At 42.2% G+C, this 21,200-nt stretch carries 22 protein-coding genes; 15 read left to right on the top strand and 7 right to left on the bottom strand.

Features of this window, described 5'->3' with window-relative positions:
- The first annotated feature begins 65 nt into the window (after positions 1 to 65).
- Positions 66 to 1,355, top strand: a complete 1,290-nt coding sequence (locus AC5FX4_RS12965; protein WP_493606792.1) for an anti-phage deoxyguanosine triphosphatase — start codon at positions 66 to 68, stop codon at positions 1,353 to 1,355.
- A 61-nt stretch (positions 1,356 to 1,416) separates the two neighbouring features.
- Here AC5FX4_RS12965 and AC5FX4_RS12970 read toward each other — a convergent pair whose 3' ends face one another.
- Positions 1,417 to 1,944, bottom strand: a complete 528-nt coding sequence (locus tag AC5FX4_RS12970) for an exonuclease III (RefSeq protein WP_493606793.1) — start codon at positions 1,942 to 1,944, stop codon at positions 1,417 to 1,419.
- Between the two features lie 343 nt (positions 1,945 to 2,287).
- Here AC5FX4_RS12970 and AC5FX4_RS12975 point away from each other — a divergent pair, with 343 nt between their 5' ends.
- The 5 genes from AC5FX4_RS12975 to rlmA all read left to right on the top strand — a co-directional run bounded on the left by AC5FX4_RS12975 (position 2,288) and on the right by rlmA (position 6,279).
- Positions 2,288 to 2,728: a type 2 periplasmic-binding domain-containing protein gene (locus AC5FX4_RS12975; RefSeq protein ID WP_493606794.1), complete on the top strand. Its 441-nt coding sequence runs from the start codon at positions 2,288 to 2,290 to the stop codon at positions 2,726 to 2,728.
- Positions 2,729 to 2,739: 11 nt separating this feature from the next.
- On the top strand, positions 2,740 to 3,879 hold the full coding sequence (locus tag AC5FX4_RS12980) for a porin (protein ID WP_493606795.1): 1,140 nt from the start codon (positions 2,740 to 2,742) through the stop codon (positions 3,877 to 3,879).
- 170 nt (positions 3,880 to 4,049) lie between these two features.
- The gene (gene xthA / locus AC5FX4_RS12985) at positions 4,050 to 4,859 is read left to right on the top strand and encodes an exodeoxyribonuclease III (protein ID WP_493606796.1); all 810 of its coding nucleotides are present in this window, start codon (positions 4,050 to 4,052) and stop codon (positions 4,857 to 4,859) included.
- Between the two features lie 20 nt (positions 4,860 to 4,879).
- Positions 4,880 to 5,488, top strand: coding sequence for an energy-coupling factor ABC transporter permease (locus tag AC5FX4_RS12990; protein WP_493606797.1), 609 nt, complete (start codon positions 4,880 to 4,882; stop codon positions 5,486 to 5,488).
- Positions 5,485 to 6,279 carry a 23S rRNA (guanine(745)-N(1))-methyltransferase gene (rlmA, locus tag AC5FX4_RS12995; protein ID WP_493606798.1) on the top strand — a complete coding sequence of 265 codons (795 nt, stop codon included), beginning with the start codon at positions 5,485 to 5,487 and terminating at the stop codon, positions 6,277 to 6,279. Before AC5FX4_RS12990 ends, rlmA begins: the two co-directional genes overlap by 4 nt.
- Positions 6,280 to 6,299: 20 nt before the next feature.
- Here the strand turns inward: rlmA and yfbV are convergent, their stop codons facing one another.
- Complete coding sequence (gene yfbV, locus AC5FX4_RS13000; RefSeq protein WP_493606799.1) at positions 6,300 to 6,746, bottom strand: terminus macrodomain insulation protein YfbV; 447 nt, start codon at positions 6,744 to 6,746, stop codon at positions 6,300 to 6,302.
- Between the two features lie 151 nt (positions 6,747 to 6,897).
- On the opposite strand from yfbV, the gene AC5FX4_RS13005 reads away from it, so the two are divergent.
- From AC5FX4_RS13005 to AC5FX4_RS13035, 7 genes are all read left to right on the top strand, one after another.
- Complete coding sequence (locus tag AC5FX4_RS13005) at positions 6,898 to 8,094, top strand: acetate kinase (protein ID WP_493606800.1); 1,197 nt, start codon at positions 6,898 to 6,900, stop codon at positions 8,092 to 8,094.
- A gap of 2 nt (positions 8,095 to 8,096) precedes the next feature.
- Complete coding sequence (pta, locus tag AC5FX4_RS13010) at positions 8,097 to 10,253, top strand: phosphate acetyltransferase (protein ID WP_493606801.1); 2,157 nt, start codon at positions 8,097 to 8,099, stop codon at positions 10,251 to 10,253.
- Positions 10,254 to 10,336: 83 nt separating this feature from the next.
- On the top strand, positions 10,337 to 10,717 hold the full coding sequence (locus AC5FX4_RS13015; RefSeq protein WP_476289396.1) for an ACT domain-containing protein: 381 nt from the start codon (positions 10,337 to 10,339) through the stop codon (positions 10,715 to 10,717).
- Positions 10,718 to 11,227: a PTS glucose transporter subunit IIA gene (locus AC5FX4_RS13020; protein WP_493606802.1), complete on the top strand. Its 510-nt coding sequence runs from the start codon at positions 10,718 to 10,720 to the stop codon at positions 11,225 to 11,227.
- 10 nt (positions 11,228 to 11,237) lie between these two features.
- On the top strand, positions 11,238 to 11,585 hold the full coding sequence (locus tag AC5FX4_RS13025; RefSeq protein ID WP_493606803.1) for an ArsC family reductase: 348 nt from the start codon (positions 11,238 to 11,240) through the stop codon (positions 11,583 to 11,585).
- Entirely contained in the window at positions 11,582 to 12,724 is a 1,143-nt protein-coding gene (gene dapE / locus AC5FX4_RS13030; RefSeq protein WP_493606804.1) for a succinyl-diaminopimelate desuccinylase, read from the top strand. Before AC5FX4_RS13025 ends, dapE begins: the two co-directional genes overlap by 4 nt.
- 7 nt (positions 12,725 to 12,731) lie before the next feature.
- On the top strand, positions 12,732 to 13,403 hold the full coding sequence (locus AC5FX4_RS13035; protein ID WP_493606805.1) for a M15 family metallopeptidase: 672 nt from the start codon (positions 12,732 to 12,734) through the stop codon (positions 13,401 to 13,403).
- 43 nt (positions 13,404 to 13,446) lie between these two features.
- Here the strand turns inward: AC5FX4_RS13035 and AC5FX4_RS13040 are convergent, their stop codons facing one another.
- Together AC5FX4_RS13040 and AC5FX4_RS13045 are read right to left on the bottom strand one after the other, a co-directional pair.
- Positions 13,447 to 14,664: a pyridoxal phosphate-dependent aminotransferase gene (locus AC5FX4_RS13040; protein ID WP_493606806.1), complete on the bottom strand. Its 1,218-nt coding sequence runs from the start codon at positions 14,662 to 14,664 to the stop codon at positions 13,447 to 13,449.
- 90 nt (positions 14,665 to 14,754) lie between these two features.
- Positions 14,755 to 15,096: an Hpt domain-containing protein gene (locus tag AC5FX4_RS13045; RefSeq protein WP_493606807.1), complete on the bottom strand. Its 342-nt coding sequence runs from the start codon at positions 15,094 to 15,096 to the stop codon at positions 14,755 to 14,757.
- A 115-nt stretch (positions 15,097 to 15,211) separates the two neighbouring features.
- Between AC5FX4_RS13045 and AC5FX4_RS13050 the strand changes: the two genes are divergently transcribed.
- Both AC5FX4_RS13050 and AC5FX4_RS13055 read left to right on the top strand, forming a co-directional pair.
- Entirely contained in the window at positions 15,212 to 15,808 is a 597-nt protein-coding gene (locus AC5FX4_RS13050) for a tRNA-uridine aminocarboxypropyltransferase (RefSeq protein ID WP_493606808.1), read from the top strand.
- Complete coding sequence (locus AC5FX4_RS13055) at positions 15,805 to 16,593, top strand: CLCA_X family protein (RefSeq protein ID WP_493606809.1); 789 nt, start codon at positions 15,805 to 15,807, stop codon at positions 16,591 to 16,593. Before AC5FX4_RS13050 ends, AC5FX4_RS13055 begins: the two co-directional genes overlap by 4 nt.
- 179 nt (positions 16,594 to 16,772) lie before the next feature.
- Here the strand turns inward: AC5FX4_RS13055 and AC5FX4_RS13060 are convergent, their stop codons facing one another.
- From AC5FX4_RS13060 to apbC, 3 genes are all read right to left on the bottom strand, one after another.
- Positions 16,773 to 19,241, bottom strand: a complete 2,469-nt coding sequence (locus AC5FX4_RS13060) for an EAL domain-containing protein (RefSeq protein WP_493606810.1) — start codon at positions 19,239 to 19,241, stop codon at positions 16,773 to 16,775.
- 143 nt (positions 19,242 to 19,384) lie between these two features.
- Entirely contained in the window at positions 19,385 to 19,978 is a 594-nt protein-coding gene (gene dcd, locus AC5FX4_RS13065) for a dCTP deaminase (RefSeq protein WP_493606811.1), read from the bottom strand.
- Positions 19,979 to 19,981: 3 nt separating this feature from the next.
- Positions 19,982 to 21,055, bottom strand: a complete 1,074-nt coding sequence (gene apbC / locus AC5FX4_RS13070) for an iron-sulfur cluster carrier protein ApbC (protein WP_493607821.1) — start codon at positions 21,053 to 21,055, stop codon at positions 19,982 to 19,984.
- Positions 21,056 to 21,200: the final 145 nt, after the last annotated feature.

Consider the following 21,200-nt stretch of genomic DNA (forward strand, 5'->3'; position numbering starts at 1 on the left):
CAAACGCGAATTTATGTTAGTTTATCGAACATTGGAACGCGTTATGAATTTGATACGGAGCATACATGCATACAGTTTGGCAGCAGCGACGATTAGAACAAAATAAACATCGGCCTAACGATAACCGCTCTCCTTGGCAGGTTGATCGCTCCCGTATAATCCACGCTGCAGCGTTTAGAAGGCTGCAAGCCAAAACGCAAATCATGAGTATTGGTGTAAATGACTTTTACCGTACTCGTCTCACCCATTCTCTGGAAGTATCACAAATTGGTAGTGGCCTGTTAAGGCACTTAAAGATTGAAACCCCAAACTTTGAGCACTTTCCTTCTACCAGTCTAATCGAAACTTTATGTTTAGCGCACGATATAGGACACCCCCCATTTGGCCATGGTGGCGAAACTGCGCTTAACTATTTGATGAAGGATTTTGGTGGCTTTGAAGGAAATGCGCAAACCTTACGCATCGTGTCTAAACTCGAACCATATAGCAAAGGGTTTGGCATGAATCTTACGCGCAGAACATTACTTGGATTTATTAAGTACCCAGCAATAATTGATACACTTTGGTTTAACAAGCCACATCATGATCCCACACACAGGTTTATTAGGGCAACAGACTGGCTACCAGCAAAAGGGATCTATCAATGCGATGATGATGTTTTTGATTGGATTTTGAGCCCATTTAGTGACAATGATAGGACTTTACTTCAACAGCATGATGTCGTTGACCAGTATCGATGTAAAACACGCTATAAGTCTCTTGATTGCTCAATTATGGAACTGGCTGACGACATCGCGTATGCCGTACATGACCTAGAAGATGCTATTGCTACAGATACCTTGACTTACACAGACTGGACGCTTTATGCAGAGCCCAAACTCGCCGCACTCCCCTCGACTTGGTTGAAAAATAACTTGTCACAATTAACGAGTCGTTTGTTTTCTAGAGATGAGGCATATAGAAAAGACGCCATAGGTGAGCTTGTAAACCTTTTCATTATCAACAGTAAACTGAGTATACAGTCTGCGGACTTTGACTCTCCATTATTGAAATACTGTGTATCGCTCGACGATGAATTCGCACAAATATTAGACATTCTCAAATTGTTCGTATTTGAGCGTTTGATAAAAGAGCCAAAAATGCAACAAATTGAGTTTAGCGGTCAAAATTTGCTTATCGATTTATTCAGTGCGCTGGCGAGTGATGCTATGCGTTTACTGCCATACACAACGCAAGACGAATATATCAAAGCGGATAATAGAAATGCACAAATGCGCGTACTAGCAGACTATTTGAGTGGTATGACAGACGAATATGCTCGCAGAACCCACAAACGACTTTTTGATAGCGAATAAATAGCAAAAGGCCAAGCTAATAAGCTTGGCCTTCGGATTGTGTTCTACAGAAAGAAAACGATTAGATAGCTGTTTTGCCGTACTGTTTAACAAATTCTCTTACTGGCATGTCGTTACAACGCAAGTTACGAGCTTTGAAACCTTTCAAAACTGCACTAGAAAAACCATCTTGTGCAGCTTTGATGCAAAGTTCAGTTTCAGTACTTTCAATTTTAGCCACTAGAGCAACATTTTTTTGCTCTTCTTTTTGAGTCGCTTTAACCGCATTTTTAGCGATGTCACGGATATCTTCGCCATTACATACTAACGTTTTTGAGAAACGAGAAATGTGAATACCATGTCTTTGTGCTTCTACACGTGCAGCACTAAAACCTTTCTGTGCAGCGATAACGCATAGCTTAGACTCAGGTGATGCGTTTGCAGCTGTATATTCAACTGTAGCAGCCTGTGCAGTAAGAGATGCAACAGAAGATAACGCGATTACAAGTGAAAGTGACTTAAACATAATATACCTAATTTGAACGAATTTGCGCGCATTATATAACCAACTTTTTCTTTGTAAATGATAAAAACAACCTTTTTCGCTCATTTAATAGACTATTTACATCAATGTAAAACCTTCGCTTTTCACCGCTAACAACTGTTCATATTTTAACAATGCGCGTAGCGTTATTAACCAACTTCTCACTTACAAAAACTCACCTTATTCGTTTGCAAAAACACTTATCTAAAAAGACCCAATACCGGTCCAAATAGGTTCATGGAGATAATCTCCGTTTCTGAAACTCCCCATTTATCTGTCAGTTTCACGCTCTTTTAATAGCAACTTTTTAGCTACAAATACTTGCATATACAGATCTTAAGGCTATTTTTATTTTTGATATACCAAACAATTAGTTTGTACTCTTTGCTAATCACATAAGGAACCTCCTATGTTATTCCCTGTAAAAAATATAACGTGGAAAGTTGTTCTCGCTGCGTCTACATTTTGCTTACTTAGCCTGTCAAAAGCACATGCCGAAGTAGCCATCATCGTCCACCCCAGTAACTCATCAACATTTGACCAAGCCACCATCAAAAAGATTTTTTTAGGTAAAGCAAAGTCATTTTCAAATGGGCGCTCCGCCATTTTGATCAGTGCCAGCTCAAGCGATCCAGCTACCGATGAATTCAATACCAAGGTTATTGGTAAATCGAGTAGCCAAGTAAAAGCGTATTGGTCAAAAATTTTATTTACAGGTAAAGGGACACCACCACAAGAAATGGACTCAACTCAAGATGTGGTTTCCGCTGTATCCTCAAATCCTGACGCCATTGGCTACATCGAAGCAGGTGCTGCAACCGATGCTGTCAAAGTTGTTGCTAAATTTTAGTGGGGTGAATTATGAAGACTCTTTTAGCTGTCACTACGTGCATACCTTTATTATTGTCGACCAGTGCTTATGCTGATCTGAAAATCAGTGGTTATGGTTCAATTGTCGCGGGTAAAACATTGGGCACCGTTGATGATCCACTAAACCCAGGCAAAACCAGAGACGAAATACTCACAGCAGACTTTTATGATGTTGGGCAATACGATAACGATTTATCATTCAAGGCTGAGTCTATCTTTGCTGTTCAGGGCGTGATGGATCTCGCTGAAAACTTTACTGTCACTGCCCAATTGGTTGCAAAAGGGGTTGATGATTTTGAGCCAGAGTTTGATTGGTATTATGTAACTTATAAAGCAACCGATAACCTGACCTTAATGGCGGGTCGTCGTAACATTCCTATGTACTACTTTTCTGAGTTTTCCGAGGTGGGTTACGCCTACCCTTGGATGCGCCCACCATCAAACTTATATTGGTGGCAAGTAACCCAATTCAACGGCGTGCATGCAATGTACGATTTTGAATTAGGTGAGTATGCCAATACAGTCACCTTCTTCTACGGTAATGAGTATTCGGATGACAATGTTGAGATGCTTTATTACAACAAGCTATATGGTGGCTCGGCCAGAACTGTCAACGAGTTTTGGACTGACATTACGGGTATGAACTGGAATATTTCCGGAGATAACTTCGACCTTCGTTTCGTCTATTTCCAAAATGACCGTGATAGAGAAACCATTCAACAGGATGGTAGCATTGACCCATACACGCCATTTTCACAAACCTTCATCGGTTTTGGCGGTAATGTTTCACTCGATAAATTTACCCTGCTATTTGATTGGAACTTTGTTGATTATGATGACGCGGTTGGCACCGAGTTCCCTACATACCTCATTTCTTTAGTGTATAACTGGGATGACTTCCAGCCTTACGTTTCATACTCGAAGGCTGATCATGAGCGTACCAGAGGCAACGCAACTGAAGATTTAGAAGAGCACTACATGCTAGGTGTTGGCTTAAGATACAACTTCCTACCTACTGCGGCTTTCAAAATTCAATACGATAAGTTCGTAGACCAAGGCCACAAACCAACAGGTTGGGCTTATCATGGAGACTCTAGAACAATCACCATGGGTGTCGACTTTGTATTCTAATCTCTAACTACTCTAATAAAGCGCCTTAAATTGAGGCGCTTTTTTTTTGCGGTAAACTTACACCCCAAAGCCATTTAGCAATTTGCAAATGAATGGTATTATTTACGCGCCCAAATAGTGCTACATAAATATCAGTAATCCTATCGGAATCATAAGGTCATAATCATAATATGAAAATTATCTCTTTTAACATCAATGGACTTAGAGCGCGACTTCATCAGCTTCAGGCTTTGATCGATAAACATCAACCTGACGTTATCGGTCTTCAAGAAATCAAAGTACATGATGAGGCATTTCCAGTAGAAGATGTAGAAGCGATGGGATACCACGTATATTTTCACGGCCAAAAAGCACATTATGGGGTGGCATTATTATCTAAAAAGCCAGCTAAAGCGATTCAAAAAGGGTTTTCCACCGACACGGAAGAATCACAAAAACGCATGATCATGGGCACCTTCGAAAGCAACTCTGGTAAAGAAGTAACTGTCATGAATGGTTACTTCCCACAAGGTGACAACATTAGCCATGAGATAAAATTTCCATACAAAAGACAGTTTTACACGGATCTCATGTCACACCTAAGCACACATTGTCAGCCATCGGAAAACCTTGTTGTCATGGGTGATATTAATATCTCACCGACTGATTTAGATATCGGTATTGGAGAGGCAAATCGCAAACGATGGTTAAAAACAGGTAAATGTTCTTTCCAACCAGAAGAGCGTCAATGGCTAGATACCCTACTAACATGGGGCTTGAAAGACACATTTAGAGAGTTAAAACCCAAAGATACACAACAATATTCGTGGTTTGATTATCGCTCACGCGGGTTTGATGACAACAGAGGCCTGCGTATCGATGTAATTTTGGTAACAGACTCCCTGATGGCGCAATGTACTGAAAGTGACATTGACTACGAACTGCGAGGCATCGAAAAACCGTCAGATCATGCGCCAATTTGGGCGACATTCAATCTTTAAATATGCTGATAAGCGCTCTTATGGCGGCATTATTTGCCGCCACACTCAATAGACAAGCCTATTTCACCTTACTTCAACGTCCCGCTCGTCAGACCGGCGTATTCGCTTGTGCTTTGGTATTAGTGCTGCTTTGGCAAATAAAAGCAGGCATACTGCCACAATTAGACATCCATATACTGGGCATAACGGCTGTCACATTGATTATGGGTTGGCGACTGGCTTGTCTATGCGTCATCTTAGCGAGTGTACTATTACTGGCATTCACAAGCTTAAACTGGAATACATTTAGTGAGTTTGTTGTTTTTACTGGGCTTATTCCTGTGTACTTAAGTTATTGCGCGTATTTACTTTGCCATCGATTTCTACCAAAGCACTTCTTCATCTATATTTTTGTATGTGCATTTCTTGTAGGCGGCAGTATCGGTGCCGCTAAAATTCTTATAAGTAGTGGCTATTTTTACTTTTTAGGGGCCTATGATTTTGCAACATTACGCGATAACTATATGTTCTTTTCTGTTATCATTTGGTTTCCCGAAGCTATGCTTAATGGCATGGCAATAACCCTACTCATCACTTATCGCCCTCATTGGGTAAAAACATTTTACGATCAGGAATACCTAGATAAATGAGCCTTTTGTACCACTGTCCTATCTGTTCAAAACCACTGACGCAGCATCAACAAAGCCTACTCTGTGAAAATCGGCACCAATTCGACTATGCAAAAGAAGGATATGTAAACTTATTGCCTGTGCAAAATAAAAAGTCAAAGCAACCAGGCGATAATTTGGAAATGGTACAAGCACGACGCGCGTTTTTCGCAACCGATCACTATGTGTTCTTGCGCCAAGCACTAGTTGAACTGATTAACTCATATCAACCTAATGTGGTTATCGATTTAGGATGTGGCGAAGGCTTTTACACTCATCAATTTGTCCAAGATACACGCCAAGTTTACGGTGTGGATATCTCTAAATCTGCGATTAAATACGCAGCTAAGCGATACAAAAATGTGAACTTTAGCGTCGCATCCACAAAACAAGCGCCTTTCGCTAGCGGATGTGCAAATGTGCTGGTCAGTGTATTCGCGCCAATATTTGAGCAAGAAATGGCTCGCCTGTGCCAAAACAATGGGACCGCGATAATTGTGAGTCCGGGACCCTGTCATTTATTTGAACTGAAAAAACATATATATGATGAAGTACAGTTGCATGAGGCGGTTGAGGCACCAAATGGCTTTGAATTAACCAAGCACACTTTACTAGAAGAAAAACAGAGCATAAGTACTGAGGTTATTGAGCAACTGATCCAAATGACGCCATTTGCTTGGAAGTTTAAAGATTCACACTACGAATCGCTCAGGGCAACCTCTCACCATGAGGTTACCTTGTCTTTCTACTTAAGCGAATTTGCGAAAAAATAAACAATAAAAAAAGAGCAGTTTCAAAACTGCTCTTTCGTAAACGCCTTATCCATTTTATTAAACATATCGCTTAACAGCTTAGCCAACTCTCTATATTTTGGCTTACGAGAGGTAAGCGGCACGTCATAACCATTTGCGACCATTTTTTGATACAACTCGTTGTACCAACTGTTCAATGATGGATTGAGAGGCGTTTCACATCTTTTAGCAAGCCACAGCAGGCCTTGCACGGGTAACGAAAGAAAAAATAATGCAATCGCGATAGATTGCGGTAAATAGTCCATACCAAGATGGCTTGTTTGTAAAAACACAGTAAAAATTGCGAGCACAGGCATCACTGTCAAAGCAAATTCGGTGGCCTTGATAACTCTGAACTCGGCAAACATGGGGGCGAGTTCTTTACGCATTGGCCATTCCTTAGCGTACTGGCGTCCAAGCTGCACTTGTGAAATTAGACTATTTTGCATCGTCACTCCTCGGTGCTAACTTTTAAGAAAAAAATCAGGTAAAATTACTGGCAAATGAGTCAATTATACCTTGGTCTAATGCGTAGCTTAAATGCCACTATACTTTAAGCTTAATACGCGTTTACTGTTATTGTCAAAACGGAAAGTCATTATGTCATCTTCCCATGTCTTAGTTTTAAACTGCGGTAGCTCGAGTTTAAAATTTGCCATCATCGATATCAACTCTGGTGCAGAAGTTTTATCTGGCCTCGCGGAACGCCTCGCTGAGCGAGAGCCGCTAATAAAATATAAACACAATGGCAGTAAGCAAACCATCACATTAAATGATGGCGATGCACACCAAGTTGCAATTGCGCGATTAGTCGAACTCGTTAAACAACTCGATTTGGACAAAAATCTCATTGCTGTTGGTCATCGCGTTGTGCACGGTGGTGAACACTTCACGCATTCTGTACTGATCGCTAGCGATGTTTTAGACGCAATTAAACAAACAAGCTCTTTAGCACCGCTACATAATCCAGCAAACTTGTTAGGCATCGAAGCTGCGCAACATGCGTTTTCATCGCTGCCACAAATTGCTGTGTTTGATACTGCGTTTCACCAAACAATGACACCAGAAGCGTTTTTATACGCTCTACCTTACTCTTTGTATAAACAGCACGGTATTCGTCGCTACGGGTTTCATGGTACTAGTCACTACTATGTAACGGCTCAAGCACACAAAATTTTAGCGCTAGATGAGTCTAACTCGCGTGTTATTAGCGCCCATTTAGGAAATGGATGCTCTGTTACTGCGATAAAAAATGGTCATTCAGTTGATACCAGCATGGGTTTAACACCACTTGAAGGCTTAATGATGGGCACGCGCTCTGGTGATATTGACCCGGGCATCTTCTCGTTCTTGGTAAATCACCTTAAGTATTCGCCAACACAAGTAGATTTGCTGTTAAACAAACAAAGTGGCCTACTTGGGATCAGTGAACTGTCAAACGATTGCCGCACAATTGAAGAAGCTGCGGCGCAAGGTAATGAACAAGCGATGCTGGCGCTCGATATTTTTTGCTACCGCCTTGCTAAACAAATAGCCGCATTTGCTGTGCCACTTGGTGGCCTAGACGCCTTAGTATTTACTGGCGGGATTGGCGAAAACTCCGATGTGATCCGCGCTAAAGTGGTTTCGCAACTTTCATTCTTAGGCTTATCACTTGATCCTGATAAGAATTTAGCAGCACGATTTGGGCAACAAGGCATTATCACATCAAGTACTTCACCATGCGCTATTGTCATTCCGACCAATGAGGAATGGGTTATCGCGTCCGATGCAGCACGCATTGCGCAGGAGCAATAAATATGGGTAGAAGAATTATGTTAATCCCTGTATCTACAGGCGTGGGATTAACCTCAGTCTCTGTTGGCTTAGTGCGTGCACTTGAACAAAAAGCGGTGAAAGTTAATTTCTTTAAGCCCATAGCACAGCCGAGGAAAAACGAACACGGCCCCGAAAAATCAACGGCTATTGTTCAGCAGGGTTCCGCCGTTAATCCGCCAACGCCGTTTGAACTAAGTTATGCTGAGCAAATGATTGGCGATGGCAAGGGTGATGATTTACTCGAAGAAATAGTCGAGCGCTTTGAAAGTGTGATCCAAGACGACGAAGTGGCGATCATCGAAGGGATGGTCCCTACCCGATTACAACCCTATGCTGGACGTGTAAATAGAGAAATAGCACAAACCCTTGGGGCTGACATCGTATTTGTTTTGACTCCAGGTAACGACAGTAACGACCAACTGGAAGACAGGCTAGAAATTGCCGCTGGTAACTATGGTACGGTAAACCATTCTCGAGTATTGGGCTGCATTTTCAATAAGGTCAATGCGCCGCTGGATGAACAAGGTCGCGCGCGTGCTGATTTAGTAGAACAACACGACCCCGATGCACTAGAAAACGAACTTCATCGTCTTGCGTCGCTGCCCATTTTTAGAAAGCACCCATTTATGCTGCTAGGCTGCATTCCTTGGGACTTCGACTTGGTGGCCCCTCGTGTTATCGATCTTTGCAATTATATGAAAGCCGAAGTAATTAACGAAGGTGATATGATGCACCGCCGTTTGCGCAGAGTAACCTTTTGTGCGCGAACAGTGTCTAATATCCTTAATCATTTCACCCCAGGTGCTTTATTGGTAACTCCGGGTGATCGCTCTGATGTACTGGTCGCGGCTTGTCTATCTGCAATGAATGGTACTAAGCTCGGTGCCATCCTGTTAACTGGCGGCTTTAAGCCAGAACCAAGAATAATGACCTTGTGCGAACAAGCAATGGAAACCGGGCTGCCAATTCTGGCTACTGAAGCCGATACTTGGAGAACGTCACTATTACTGCACAACTTCAATATGGAAGTACCCAGTGATGACGAACAGCGTATCGACAAGGTAAAACAACACAATGCGAGCCATATTGATCCTGATTGGCTCGATGAGTTAGCTGTCGGCGTAGCTAAGACCCGTAAGCTCTCTCCACCCGCATTTCGTTACTTGCTCACTGATTTGGCAAGAAAAGCAAACAAGACCATCGTGTTGCCTGAAGGTAATGAACCTAGAACAATCAAAGCGGCCGCTATTTGTGGCGAACGCGGCATTGCAAAGACCGTATTACTCGGTGAACGTGAGGAAATCGAGCGTATTGCAGCCCAGCAAGGCGTCGAGCTGAACGAAAATGTAACAATATTAGAACCGGCATCTCATATCGACAAATATGTTGCCCCCATGGTTGAGCTTCGCAAAGGCAAAGGTTTAACCGAAGTCGTCGCGCAAGAACAACTACAAGACAATGTGGTGCTTGGTACGATGATGCTTGCTCAATGTGAAGTTGACGGACTCGTCTCCGGTGCTGTAAATACCACAGCAAATACGATACGACCGCCACTGCAACTCATTAAAACAGCACCGGGGTCATCACTGGTTAGCTCTGTATTTTTTATGCTGCTTCCGGATCAAGTACTTGTTTATGGCGATTGTGCAATCAATCCAGACCCAACAGCCGAACAACTCGCGGATATTGCAATCCAATCGGCCGATTCAGCAGCGGCATTCGGTATAGAACCACGCGTTGCAATGATCAGCTATAGCACGGGTACTTCAGGGCAAGGCGCTGATGTCGACAAAGTGCGTGAAGCAACCAAGTTAGCGCAGCAAAAGCGTCCAGATCTAGATATTGACGGACCTTTGCAATATGACGCGGCGATTATGGAAAATGTGGCGAAGAAAAAAGCACCAAACAGCAAAGTAGCTGGTAAAGCGACGGTGTTTGTATTCCCCGATCTCAACACTGGCAACACGACTTACAAAGCGGTGCAAAGAAGTGCTGAACTTATTAGCATAGGCCCCATGCTTCAAGGCATGCGCAAACCTGTAAATGATCTCAGTCGTGGCGCACTTGTTGAAGACATTGTGTACACGATTGCTCTTACCGCAATTCAAGCGCAGCAAATTGCTGATCAACAACAATAATTGTAACTTACTAAGAGTTAAGAACTATTATTTCTTAACTCTTAGCTATACTATCTAAATAGTTCATCAAATAGAGTTAGGGCATGTCAAAACAAACTCTTCAGCTTCTCAGTCAAACATTTGCGATCCACAGTCTCGATCGCGATGCCAAGTTGCCTGAAAAAGTCGTTAATGCCGATATTTTCTTTATCGCCAAAACCCAAGATGAGTTATCTATTGTGTGCCCGAGTAACATTGAAATTGATAGTTTTGCAGCCGAAGATAACTGGCGAGCATTAGAGGTCATTGGCCCTTTAGGCTTTTCGTTAACTGGCATTATGTCGAATATCTCTGGCGTTTTAGCTAAGGCAAACGTGTCGATATTTTCAATTTCAACATACGATACCGACTATATTTTGGTCAAACATCAACAGATTGACACTGCAGTTAAAGCATTGAAAAAAGACGGGTACCTAGTTCTATAAATGATATTTTCACCAACTATTGAATACGCCCCAATTACCACAATCAATAACTTGTTGATGCATTTAGCAAGCCCTTTCACTGGGAAAGTGCTGCCATTGCACCTACATCCAGACCCCATATTTGCACAAGGCATGTTGGGACGTGGCATTTGTGTAGAAATGAGTAGCAACAAAGTGACCTCCCCCGTCACGGGCCAATTGGAGCAAGTCCGACACAAAGGGAGTGAATTCATCATTCTTGCAGGGAACGGATTAAAGCTGCTGGTAAATATTAAATTACCACAAGAGTACATGGCGCTTGAAAGACACCCAATTAATGCTTTAGGTAAAAAAGACATTGAACAAGGTGAAGTTCTAGCATATTTCGATATTCCCAACGATGCGCCAAAAATTTTAGGCTCCTTGGTTATCCTCAATGCAGACAGGCTTGGACCATGTTATCATCCGCTAAAACAAGTGAATGCAGGCCAAGACCCGCTGATCACAATCACAAAACAACCAATATTTTAAGGCCATGAATATGACCATTATGTACGGTATTCCAAACTGTGACACAATAAAAAAAGCGAAAAAGCTACTCGCAGACAATAACATAGAGTTTACTTTTCATGACTATCGAAAAGATGGCATCACTGACGAGTTAATCGACACTTTTTGTGCGCAACTTGGTTGGGAAAATGTACTTAACAAACGTGGTACCACTTATCGTGCTTTAACGGATGAACAGAAACAAAACCTAGATGAGCAAAGTGCGAAACAACATTTATTAGAATCGCCAGCGATGATCAAGCGCCCTATTCTTGTACATAACGACCAATTCCATATCGGATTTAAAAAAGAGCAATATCAAGAGATTTTTGCTTTATGAGTAAACACACTACCAGTGAAGTTGTAGCACTGGCACAAGCCTTAATAAAAAAAACATCCGTAACACCTGAGGATGCAGGCTGCCAAGCGATGATGAATCGCCGATTAGCAGCGATAGGCTTCAATATTGAAGAGCACTTCTTCGTTGATACATTGAATACTTGGGCAAGAAAAGGCAATGAAGGCCCTCACTTTTGCTTTGCTGGCCATACCGATGTTGTACCGACTGGTGACGAGGCTACATGGCAATTTCCTCCTTTTGACGCCGTTATCGAGGACGGCATGCTGCACGGTCGAGGCGCAGCCGATATGAAAGGCTCTTTAGCAGCAATGATTGTGGCCACGGAGCGATTCGTCGCAAAGTATCCAAATCATCGCGGCTCCATTTCATTTTTAATCACCTCCGATGAAGAAGGCCCTTTTATCAATGGCACGACCAAAATCGTCGATTTACTTGAAGCTCGAAATGAGAAAATAGATATGTGTTTGGTGGGTGAGCCATCATCACGAAATGTATTAGGCGATGTGGTGAAAAATGGGCGTCGAGGTTCGCTCACCGGTCACTTGCGCGTTAAAGGTAAACAAGGTCATGTTGCGTACCCGCATCTGGCCAAAAACCCGATCCACAAAGCAGCGCCTGCTCTGACCGAATTAAGTGAAACAGTTTGGGACAATGGTAACGAATATTTCCCAGCAACAAGCTTTCAAATCTCAAATATTCAAGGTGGCACTGGGGCTGGCAATGTTATTCCTGGCACACTCTATGTGCAGTTTAACTTTCGCTTTAGCACAGAGGTGACCGCAGACGAGTTAAAAGAACGTGTAAACCAAATTTTAAAAGCGCATCAGCTAGAGTATGAGCTTGAGTGGATCTTGAACGGCTTGCCATTTTTAACCGAGCCGGGCCCCCTACTCGATGTCACGTTGGCTGCGATCAAAGAAGTCACTGGCGTGATCAGTACACCAGAAACATCTGGAGGAACCTCTGACGGACGTTTTATCGCGCAAACAGGTTGCAAAGTGATTGAACTTGGGCCTATAAACGCCACTATCCATCAGGTAGACGAGTGTGTCAGTATCACTGATCTTGATAACTTAGCTTTGATATACGAACGCATTTTAGAAAAGCTATTGGCTTAGGAAACATATGACACTGTCTAAGATAGCTTGCGGATTAGATGAGTCCCATTTAACTAAATGGCAAGAACATGCCATCCACCAGGAAGTGGTAACTGACCTTAAGGCCCTTAAAGACGCGGCTGATAAGGCTGGTTTTGAACTAACCATTGCATCTGCCTATCGTGGTTTTGAGCGCCAAGCGATGATTTGGAATAATAAGTTCCAAGGTTTACGCTCGGTGTTTGACTTGCAAGGTAACCAAGTTGATATTTCAACCTTGACCGACTTAGATAAGTGCCGCGCCATTATGCTATTTTCGGCTATCCCAGGTGGTAGCAGACACCACTTTGGTACAGACTTAGATATCTACGCTGGTAACTGTTTAGCCAGTCATCAAAAGTTACAACTTGAGCCTTGGGAATATCAAGCCGGTGGGCCATTTTTTGAGTTTAACGAATGGCTTGATGAAAACTTGTCACGCTACGGCTTTTTTAAACCATACCGACATTACAATGGTGGTGTTGCGCAAGAGCCTTGGCATATCAGTCATTTAGATACCTCATCTGAACTTGCCAAACAGCAAACCGTAACAAATATTACGCTTGCACTGTCGGAGCATGATATTTGCGGAAAAAGCAGCTTGCTAAAAGCGTTACCAGAACTCTATCAACAGTTTATAGCGAATATTTGTAAACCTTAAAAAAATAAAGGCGCAGAGCTACTCTGCGCCTTGTATGAACTGCTTAGCCTTGTCGGTAACCATCAAAGAATCGTTGCATGCGCGCCATTGCTGGATCTAACTCATCTTTGTGAGGCAAAAATACCAACCTAAAATGGTCTGGCTCGGGCCAGTTGAATGCACGCCCATGTACAAGCAAGATTTTTTCTTGCTTTAGAAGATCGAGCATCATTTTTTCATCATTTTTGACGTTGAACTTTTCCGTGTCTATTTTAGCAAAGGCATATAACGCCCCTTTGGGTTTAACACATGAGACACCGTCTATGTTATTTAACCCGTGATACGCAATATTTCTTTGCTCGTACAATCTACCGCCGGGTTCAATCAGTGCATCAATGGATTGTACGCCGCCTAGCGCCTGTTGAATTGCGTACTGTGCAGGCACATTGGCACATAAACGCATTGATGCCAACATATCCAAACCGGTAATGAGGTCACTCATATCACTGACTTTACCGCTAAGGATCATCCATCCCATACGCAGTCCAGCAGCTCTATAGGTTTTTGCTAAACCATTAAAAGTGATCACGGGCAAGTCGTCACACATCGCTGCAATGGATGTATGCTCAGCACCGTCGTATAAAATCTTTTCATAGATCTCATCACTCAATAACAGTAATTGATGCTCTCGAGCAATATCGATCAACCCCTGTAAAAGAGCTTTATCATATACGGCACCTGTTGGGTTATTTGGGTTAATTAACACCAGTGCTTTTGTTCTATTCGAGATTTTCTTGCGAATATCATCGAGACAAGGAAACCAATCTTGCTGCTCATCGCAACGATAATGCACTGGCGTGCCACCAGCTAACTTAACTGAAGCCGTCCAAAGTGGGTAATCAGGTGCAGGGATCAACACTTCATCACCATTATTCAGCAATGCTTGAGTTGTCATTTGAATTAGCTCACTTACGCCATTGCCAATATAGATGTTGTCTACACTGATGTTTGGTAGAGACTTTTGTTGATAATGCTGATACACAGCAACTCGCGCTGAATATAGGCCCTTTGAGTCACAGTACCCTTGTGCAGCATACAAGTTACGGATAATGTCTCGATGCATATCTTCTGGCATATCAAAACCGAAGGCTGCTGGATTACCTATATTGAGTTTAAGAACTTTTTGTCCGTCTTCCTCCATTTTCTTAGCTTGGGTAAGAACCGGACCACGTATGTCGTAACATACGCCATGTAGTTTATTGCTTTTTGTAATTTTTGACATTTATCCCCCCATTTCCAGCGCCTAGCATAGCCCAAACTGGTACTCAAAAACAAAGGGATTATTCGATGGATTTGATATATTTAGTTATTATTATTCGGCGGTTAGCCAGTCCATTAATTCCTGCTTTGAACCAACTACTTGCTCAGCGATTTGAGCAATATTTTCAGACACAATGTCTTCATCACCATTAACCAAACCGAGCTCTATCGCACGTGCGGTATTACTTAAACTGGTTGCGCCAAATTGTGCGGCATTCGACTTCAAGCTATGTGCATGGCGAATTGCTTCTTGCTTATCGGAATGCAGTGCTAGTTTTAAGTCATTTTCTAAGCGTTCGAACTCGCTACAACAGAAGACCAACGTATCTTCGAATTGCTCACCAAGCAAAGACTGCATATTTTCAAGTGCGTTTGTATCTATGCTTACAGTCATAAAATTCCCTTCTAACGGTCATGATAACTAATGCTAGACAATTCGAGTCTGGTTAGCAAAACATTTTGATATTTATGATAAGATTTACTCTGAAGTTGTTGTAGCACGATTAGACATGAAAAGAAATTGCTGTTCAAAATGCCATTATCCAAATGTTACCTGTGTATGCAGTTACGTCGGTGATAAAGTATCAAACAAAACAAAGGTGCTCATTTTGCAGCACCCTGATGAAACCAACTTGGCAAAAAATACCGCGCGACTATTGGCACTCCAATTAGATAACATAGAAATTGTGGTAGGTGAATGTGAGGCGGATTTTCAGGCGGTTAAGCACGCCTTAGCAAATCAACATTGTGCTATTCTCTACCCCAACGAAAAAGCACTCGCAGTTGAACAAGCGAAACAAAACTTAGCATCGCTTGATACCCTTATCGTCATTGACGGTACTTGGAAAAAGGCGAACAAAATTATCGCGCTCAACCCTTGGTTGCTTGAGTTTCCTACTCTCACGTTTAGTCATATTCCAAGTAATCAATACCGTATTCGCAAAGCCGAACAAAGCTATAGTTTATCTACTTTAGAAGCCGTGGGACTATTTCTAGAACAATTTGAAAGTCTTGATCCAACCCCGCTACTCACACTACTCAACGGCATGATTGAGCAACAGACCAAACTGATGCCCGAGCATGTACGAAGCCGATATTTTCCATGAATCGCATTCCACGCTTAAGTGACCGTTTTACACGACATGGTCCAGATTATCGATTTGGCGATCAAGTAGATTATCAAGAGATTAAGCAAACGTTTGGTTTTAAAACCATGACCATAGGTAGTTGGGTTAATGATAAAGAAAAACACCTTAGCGCCAATTTAATTTACGATGCGCTCGCTGACCTTGCACAAATTCTGTCGGTGCCACCGACGGTGATTGGGCTGAATAACACATTAAATTTCGCATTTGGTACTGGTGGACAGAAAGGCGTACAAGCACACTATGCACCCGCCACAAGAACATTGGCATTAGCAAAAAATGCAGGCGCTGGTGCGCTTGCGCACGAATGGTGGCATGCGTTTGATCATTATATTTGCAAACACCTGTTTGAGACCCTCAGTCCGATGAGTTTTGCCTCTAGTCTGTGGTTAGAAATACCAATTTTTAATAATCACCCACTCAATTTGTATTTAGATAGCTTTTTCAATCAAGCGTTTTTAAGCGAAGACGGTAAGCGCCCTAGTTGCTACTTTGAAAATGCCAAACAACTTGATAAACAACACAATTCATTTTATTTTAGTCGGCCGCAGGAAATGACTGCGAGAGCATTTGAAGCCTGTATTTTTTACAATGGCAATATTCGCAATGATTACTTGGCTAATGGTATTCATAACAGCGCTCTTCAGAATCGGGGCGGCTTTCCATCCCCCGAAATAATGCCCAAGTTATCCCAAAGTATATTTAGTTACTTTTTTTCTTTGGGTAAGGCGCTGCAAAGCCGATAGCGCTGTGATACAGGCACAGGAAAGAGAAATAGAACGTCAGTGAAAAAAGTTGTCAACAGTCACGACAACCAACATAGATAGCCATTCCACCTAAAGTATATACCTGCTTAAATAAGCTAAACGCTGGATCTAATCCGCTTAATCCATATCATTCATACGGATAAGCGTTAAATACAACACTACACTAAAAATCGCAGTGCTTCGTCACTTTGACTTGCTTGATATAACCACGGTAAATACTCATCAAATTCAAGCGGCTTGGAGATGAAATACCCTTGCGCATAATCAACACCGTAGTGCTGTAGCCTAGTGAAGCTTTCTAAACTCTCGACACCTTCAGCAACCACCTTACACCCTAAGCTATGTGCCATGTCCGTCATCGCTTTTGTGATACTTTGATTACTGCTCGAGCTTTCGATATCCATGACAAACTGCTTATCAATTTTAAGCTCATCAAAACCAAGATGACTTAAATACGCCATTGACGAGTAACCAGTACCAAAGTCATCAATTGCGAGTTTAACCCCTACACTTTTGTAATCATCTAAAACGCTTTTTAAATTTTGTTGATTTGCTATCGTCACTGACTCAGTTATTTCAATCATAATTTGTGAAGGGTTGAGGTTTAGCTCGTTCACTAACGTAATAAGGTGCACCAAAAGCTCTTTTCTGGCTAAATCCTTTCCAGAGATGTTGAGTGATAAAACATGTCCTGGGTATTGCTCCACAATATGCTTTTGATAATTAAGCCCTTTTAAAAATACCATCTCGGTTAACAAGTGGATAAGCCCTGAAGATTCCGCAATAGGTATAAACTCGTCGGGCGGTACTTGTCCAAATTCAGGATGAAACCAGCGTAATAATCCCTCTGAACCATGCACTTTACCGGTGCGTAAATTCACCTGTGGCTGCAAATATAGCGCAAAACCATCATTGTCCAACGCGTCTTTTAACCCTGAGGCCAGGCGCATTTTCCGTTGCGATATGACGGAATTAGCCAAATCAAAGATTTGCCATCGGTCATTGAGCGCAGACTTGCTTGAAAGCGCCAACAAGGCTCTTTGAATTAAGCAGTCCGCCGTTTTAGCGTGTATGGGAGAGTTAGCCACACCAATTTCAATTTCATCAATTAATCGGGTGCCTTTGTAGAGAGTGCCTTCTTCAAAAACAGACGACAATATACAAGCGTACTGCTCGACCTGACTCAAAGAGAGCTTTCCCTGTAAAATGATTGCAAATGTGCTGTCGTCTAAGCGAAAGATTTCCGTCTTTTCGTTTTGCTCATCGACAGCATATGCGGCGTATCTTTCTAGTTGTACCGCAAGACGCTCAAACAAGCTTTTCAAGTGCCTATTTGCTTGCTCAGTACCCCAGTTTAAGCGTATAGATTTAATGACAAGTGGCCTGAACAACAGCAAAGTATGGTGTGCATTTTTTCGTAGCAAGGATTCTAGGTACTGATTCAGTGAAAAGCGGTTAGCAAGTCCAGTATCTGGATCGTGTAAGCTGTAGTAAATAAACGCTTCTTTTTGTCTTTTGTCTCGCGCATATACGCTAAAAGCTAATAAAGTTACATGGCTCATAATCGCCAACTTACTTGTACCAATCAAACTGCCATTGGTCACAAATCCAAACTGCATGCATATCCACACTACACCAAGCACAAACATGGGGGCCCATGCGCCAGCCACAATGAGCGCTTCATGTGGGTAATCTTGTTTGCAATCTCTATAAATAATTACCATTAAGCTAATTGTCAAAATCGATGCAAGCGCCTGAAATTGTATCGACATTGGCGTGTAAAAACCGAATGAAAACAACACTGAAAGCAATAGCAGTGCCGCACTTACTTTAATAACTTGATTCAGCTTCTTCTTGCTGTTTGCAACGCCAAAAAACTGTTGATGATAAAGTAACCCCATCACACATGTGATAACCAACCAACTACCATTGAAATGTGAGAGAAATTTAGCGATTTGTTCTGGCACGTAGTAGTAAATAGAACCGCTATTTGTACTACATTCAACGGTTAGAAAACCAATATATGCAGCAAGAATAATCAAGTACTTTCTTTTACTGATAACCCCAGTTACAGCAAAAACTAACGAAAAAAAGTACAGTAAACCCAGCTCTAAACCATACCAAAATAGTTTTTGCTCACTGTGATAGGTAAAGTCTTGCTGCGATTGAATCACGTAGTCAAATTTAACCTGATAAGGTACAAATATATTAATGTAAACTTGTGTATCGGGTGTGTTAGTTGGGTACCAAATGTGCGGATATATGCTCTGTAATTTGCTTGGTGCGCTATTATCACTACCAACTTTGACTTCTTTTACCACTGAATTATTTTGCACAAGATAAAAAATGACTTGGCTATCTATGGGTTTGTCGAAGTAAATTGCTTGCCTTGGTTCTGCCGACAGAGTGTTAGAGACATCAATTCTTAGCCACGTGGATACCAATTTTTGTGCAATGGGCAGCTGAACATTCAGCGCACTGAACTCCACTTTACTTGCTAACAACGCTTCTATCGTTACTTGATTGCTCACATCCGAGTAGATAGCACTGGATGCTGCATTGCACACGCTGCCCCAAAGCAACATGTATGCTAAGAAAAATGGGTAGATCACACGGGTGATACACATATCGACTCCTTGAACTTCACCATAACAAATAGCTGGTTAGCCACTACTGAGTATGGAAGCTTTATCGGGTATTGCCAGAAGTTCGAGGAATTTAATAATGAGAGAACACGCGGTGTAGAGAAGCTACACCGCTTTATTGGGCGCTAAAGATTATTGTTATCAGCACTTATGCGGCTGGCAACAGCACTATTTTGGCCTTTATATTTTGCATCCGTTCTGACGTTGTAAGGTTTTTGCGCTTCACTTGTCATAGTCTCAAAACTCAGTGCCCCTATTTTCATTTTGGGACGTAAGGCTAAAGGCAACTTACCCGAATTATAAAACTCTAATACGATATTGCCTGACCAACCCGGATCAATACGGTGCGCAGTTACGTGTACCATCAGACCTAAGCGCGCTAGCGACGAACGACCATCCAGCCAACCAACCAAATCCGCCGGTAATGTTACTGATTCATAAGTGATTGCCAATGCCAATTGCCCTGGATGTAAAAAGAACGCCTGACCATCTTCAAGCACAATTTCATCACTCATGATGGATTCCATCGCCGCGTTAAGTTGGTCTTTTGGACCACTCAAATCAACGTAGGGGGCTGCGTGGTCTTGGAATACTCTAAATTTGTTACCAAGTCTCAAGTCAACGGTAATACCTGAGATCATATCGTCACTCGGCGGTGGTTCAATGACAATTTTATTCTCGTTTAGTGCTTGTTTTATATGTGTATCTGATAATCTCATTGACTAGTCATCCGTAATAACGATATCGACAGCTGGCGACGATAGTGTTTGATAATAAAGCATACTACTGATTATCTGAGCACATGATGTGTAATGCTCAAACATACTACTGCTTTGCACACCCACACTGTGTCCTCGTTCAGACGCTTCTCTTATCTGCGTGTTTAAAGGAATTTCAGCCAACAGAGGAACACCATGACGCATCGCCAACTGTTCTCCTCCATGCTGACCAAATAAATGATTTTTCTCGCCACAATGCCCGCAAATAAAATGACTCATGTTTTCAACTAAGCCCAATAACGGCAATTGCACTTGCTCAAACATCGCTATACCCTTTTGTGCGTCAGCCAGTGCCAAGTCTTGTGGCGTTGTGACGATGAGCGCGCCACTTGCTGGCACTTTCTGAGTCATGGTGAGCTGAATATCTCCTGTGCCTGGCGGCATATCTACAATCAGATAATCAAGTTCACCCCACTGGGTTTCATTTAATAGCTGGTTGAGCGCTTGAGATGCCATCGGCCCGCGCCACACTGTGGCATTTTCAGCTGGGACCAAAAAGCCGATTGATTGAATTTTAATGTGCTCTTTTACAATCGGATTCAGCGTTTTGTTGTCTTGTGTTGTAGGCTTTTCATTTTGTGCTGCAAATAATGCCGGAATTGATGGGCCATAAATATCGGCGTCTAACACGCCTACCTTCGCGCCTTCCTCAACTAAAGCATGGGCAAGGTTTACCGCGGTTGTTGACTTACCAACCCCCCCTTTACCAGACGCCACCAACACAATGTGCTTTATCTTTTTGTATTTATAACTTTTTGGGAGTTGTGTCGAAATGTCCACCGCAATTTGTTGAGCACAATGTTGTGTTAAATGTTCACTTAAAGCGCGTTGTGTATTTTTAGCTGCAAATGGTACTGTAATTTGCACGGCGGTAGCGTCTTTAGACTGACTAATTTCACTCACCCATTGCGCTTCAATACCGAGCGGAAAAACACTACTTTTATAGTTTGCGAGTTCTTTTAAAATGGTCTCTTCTAAGGAGTTCTTTTTTTTAAAAAGCTTATCAAGGCCGAACATAGAAATAAAACGTGCTCTAGTGGTGAAAAAGGCCACGGAATTATGTAACATTCGGTTCATTAAAACCAGTCTATTGACGCTTTACACGTAAGTAAATAAACAGTGTGAGCTTTAACATAGCGTTTTGGCTGAAAAACAACCGCAG

The sequence above is a fragment of the Pseudoalteromonas sp. ATL1 genome, assembly GCF_058933015.1.

Bases quoted from the DNA above. Each gene is read 5' to 3' on its own strand.
- AC5FX4_RS12970 (WP_493606793.1), bottom strand. From the start codon at position 1,944: ATGAGCGAAAAAGGTTGTTTTTATCATTTACAAAGAAAAAGTTGGTTA.
- AC5FX4_RS13055 (WP_493606809.1), top strand. From the start codon at position 15,805: ATGAATCGCATTCCACGCTTAAGTGACCGTTTTACACGACATGGTCCA.
- AC5FX4_RS12980 (WP_493606795.1), top strand. From the start codon at position 2,740: ATGAAGACTCTTTTAGCTGTCACTACGTGCATACCTTTATTATTGTCG.
- AC5FX4_RS13025 (WP_493606803.1), top strand. From the start codon at position 11,238: ATGACCATTATGTACGGTATTCCAAACTGTGACACAATAAAAAAAGCG.
- pta (WP_493606801.1), top strand. From the start codon at position 8,097: ATGGGTAGAAGAATTATGTTAATCCCTGTATCTACAGGCGTGGGATTA.
- AC5FX4_RS13050 (WP_493606808.1), top strand. From the start codon at position 15,212: ATGAAAAGAAATTGCTGTTCAAAATGCCATTATCCAAATGTTACCTGT.
- AC5FX4_RS13015 (WP_476289396.1), top strand. From the start codon at position 10,337: ATGTCAAAACAAACTCTTCAGCTTCTCAGTCAAACATTTGCGATCCAC.
- AC5FX4_RS12965 (WP_493606792.1), top strand. From the start codon at position 66: ATGCATACAGTTTGGCAGCAGCGACGATTAGAACAAAATAAACATCGG.
- AC5FX4_RS13060 (WP_493606810.1), bottom strand. From the start codon at position 19,241: ATGTGTATCACCCGTGTGATCTACCCATTTTTCTTAGCATACATGTTG.
- AC5FX4_RS12990 (WP_493606797.1), top strand. From the start codon at position 4,880: ATGGCGGCATTATTTGCCGCCACACTCAATAGACAAGCCTATTTCACC.
- AC5FX4_RS12975 (WP_493606794.1), top strand. From the start codon at position 2,288: ATGTTATTCCCTGTAAAAAATATAACGTGGAAAGTTGTTCTCGCTGCG.
- AC5FX4_RS13005 (WP_493606800.1), top strand. From the start codon at position 6,898: ATGTCATCTTCCCATGTCTTAGTTTTAAACTGCGGTAGCTCGAGTTTA.
- AC5FX4_RS13040 (WP_493606806.1), bottom strand. From the start codon at position 14,664: ATGTCAAAAATTACAAAAAGCAATAAACTACATGGCGTATGTTACGAC.
- AC5FX4_RS13045 (WP_493606807.1), bottom strand. From the start codon at position 15,096: ATGACTGTAAGCATAGATACAAACGCACTTGAAAATATGCAGTCTTTG.
- dcd (WP_493606811.1), bottom strand. From the start codon at position 19,978: ATGAGATTATCAGATACACATATAAAACAAGCACTAAACGAGAATAAA.
- xthA (WP_493606796.1), top strand. From the start codon at position 4,050: ATGAAAATTATCTCTTTTAACATCAATGGACTTAGAGCGCGACTTCAT.
- apbC (WP_493607821.1), bottom strand. From the start codon at position 21,055: ATGTTCGGCCTTGATAAGCTTTTTAAAAAAAAGAACTCCTTAGAAGAG.
- AC5FX4_RS13020 (WP_493606802.1), top strand. From the start codon at position 10,718: ATGATATTTTCACCAACTATTGAATACGCCCCAATTACCACAATCAAT.
- yfbV (WP_493606799.1), bottom strand. From the start codon at position 6,746: ATGCAAAATAGTCTAATTTCACAAGTGCAGCTTGGACGCCAGTACGCT.
- rlmA (WP_493606798.1), top strand. From the start codon at position 5,485: ATGAGCCTTTTGTACCACTGTCCTATCTGTTCAAAACCACTGACGCAG.
- dapE (WP_493606804.1), top strand. From the start codon at position 11,582: ATGAGTAAACACACTACCAGTGAAGTTGTAGCACTGGCACAAGCCTTA.
- AC5FX4_RS13035 (WP_493606805.1), top strand. From the start codon at position 12,732: ATGACACTGTCTAAGATAGCTTGCGGATTAGATGAGTCCCATTTAACT.